A 1727-nucleotide genomic window follows, 5' to 3' on the forward strand; every position below is an offset into this window, starting at 1 on the left:
CCCCCCTGCGCAAAGAGGTAGAACAGTGGATGCGGGCCAACGGGCGCGCCGCTGTTGTGGATTCTTTCGACTGGAACAATCGCCAGGCACAGGTATGGGGGTTCCAGTATTACATGGAGAAAAAATCTCGCCCCAGAGGGGCCGTAGAGCGGATATTTGATTACGCCAAGCGTGCTTATTATCGGGTGCGCCACCTGGCAATGAACTTGGGTCACGAATCGGCTGAAGATATCATGTACAAGGCGGCGGAGGGGATACTTCGCAGACAACATCAAAAAGCAGCGGCGGCGGCATCACAAGAATATTGTGTACGCATAACAACCCAAGGAGCGCAGGGAGATGTCAAAGAACTTGCCGCCTATGTTGTCAATGCGCCGAATGCCACAGAGGCAGAGGAAAAAGGGCTGGGGAAATACAAGAAGACCTGTCGCCAAAAGGGAGAACCCTGCAAGGGGGTGTTGGGCGTAAGCGCAAAGAAGCAGGCGCCCAAAGGCGCGCACCCGCGAACCCCCGTCCGGGCAACACAGAAACGGCGGCTTTGCCGCCTATGAATATGACAGCAAGAAAAGAGGGTAATCCGTGTTTACATCATCAGTAAAGACAGCAGGAACCAAACAGGAGCCAACGAAGGACAAGGATATCTTCAAGATTGAAGTCACAGTATGTTGCGAATATGGGCTTGCGATATCCCTAAAAAGGGGTTGCTGGCATCGCCCATCAGTATACTGCTGCACATGTGGGTGAGACCCGCAGGGTTCTACCTGCAGGTGGACGCCAACCCGGTTTTTTCCCGTGAAACCGCATTACAGCGGCACTGGGCAGAAGAAATGCGGCAGCAACCTCGGCTGGTACTTTCCCGCAACCCCGGGGAGCGGGTTATTATTCTTCAGCTCGCCAGGGGGCGGACGGTCGAGGAGGCCGCCCGTGATTTACGGGAAAGCGGAATCCACATCAGCGCCCACCGGCCAGAGGGGCAGGCCTCGTCACGAATGGTCTTCAGCTGCTCTCGCATATGGGAAATAACCAGGGCCAATCTCCGCAGAAGGAAATGATGGAGAACACCGTGATTGGGGATCTGTTGGTATTGGGCTTTTCCTCCTTTGCCACAGTATTTCTGCTGGTATTTCAGCAACAGAATGTTATCCATAAGAAATATCTATGGGCGGCACTCACCTCTGCGGGTATCACCTTGTCGCAAGTGCTAGTCATCCGGGGGGTTGCCAGCAGCACCTCGCCCTCCGAGATCGTTGCACTCACTATAGGTGGTGTAACGGGGGTGCTGTTATCCATGTTCCTGCACAGCAGGATCATGGGCTGGTTTGGTAGAGGAAAAGAGGCATGTGGAGAGAGGCGGTAGTAGTAGGCGCCCTGATGGCGGCCTTGCTTGTTGGGTGCTCTATTTGGCCCAACAAGCACCAGATTGCGGAAATGGTGTTGTCCCATCATGCCTCTCCGGCATGGATGGACATACAGGATTTTCGTATTATCAAAGAAATAGAAACAGCCAAACGGTATGTCATTGATGTATCTTACACATTGTTGCCCAAGATCGATGCATCGCGGTTGATTGAGAAGAGAATGCGAAACGAGGGGTATGACCCGAGCGCAAATGATGAGAAAACGACATTGCGCCGAAAGGAGATTAGAGCGGCCATTGCAGGCTCCCTGGGGGACTTCCAGGCTGGCGATAAATTGCAGATCCATGAAGAGATCACGCTGATAAAAAA

4 protein-coding genes are annotated in these 1727 nt (G+C 53.4%); all 4 read left to right on the forward strand.

Features of this window, described 5'->3' with window-relative positions:
• Positions 1-551 (forward strand): hypothetical protein (locus ACOCD2_RS18760; protein ID WP_419625893.1); only part of this gene is annotated, 551 nt, incomplete at its 5' end.
• Positions 552-662: 111 nt separating this feature from the next.
• Positions 663-1052 carry a hypothetical protein gene (locus ACOCD2_RS18765; RefSeq protein ID WP_293649860.1) on the forward strand — a complete coding sequence of 130 codons (390 nt, stop codon included), beginning with the start codon at positions 663-665 and terminating at the stop codon, positions 1050-1052.
• Positions 1049-1357, forward strand: coding sequence for a hypothetical protein (locus tag ACOCD2_RS18770; RefSeq protein WP_293649859.1), 309 nt, complete (start codon positions 1049-1051; stop codon positions 1355-1357). Before ACOCD2_RS18765 ends, ACOCD2_RS18770 begins: the two co-directional genes overlap by 4 nt.
• On the forward strand, positions 1339-1727 hold a 389-nt coding region (locus ACOCD2_RS18775; RefSeq protein WP_293653233.1), incomplete at its 3' end, for a hypothetical protein. The genes ACOCD2_RS18770 and ACOCD2_RS18775, both read left to right, overlap by 19 nt.

This window comes from Thiolapillus sp. (genome assembly GCF_048562965.1).
GTDB classification, from domain to species: Bacteria; Pseudomonadota; Gammaproteobacteria; order Chromatiales; family Chromatiaceae; genus Thiolapillus; species Thiolapillus brandeum_A.

Excerpts from the sequence above, each read along its gene's own strand:
- ACOCD2_RS18765 (WP_293649860.1), top strand. The coding sequence starts at position 663 with ATGTTGCGAATATGGGCTTGCGATATCCCTAAAAAGGGGTTGCTGGCA.
- ACOCD2_RS18770 (WP_293649859.1), top strand. The coding sequence starts at position 1,049 with ATGATGGAGAACACCGTGATTGGGGATCTGTTGGTATTGGGCTTTTCC.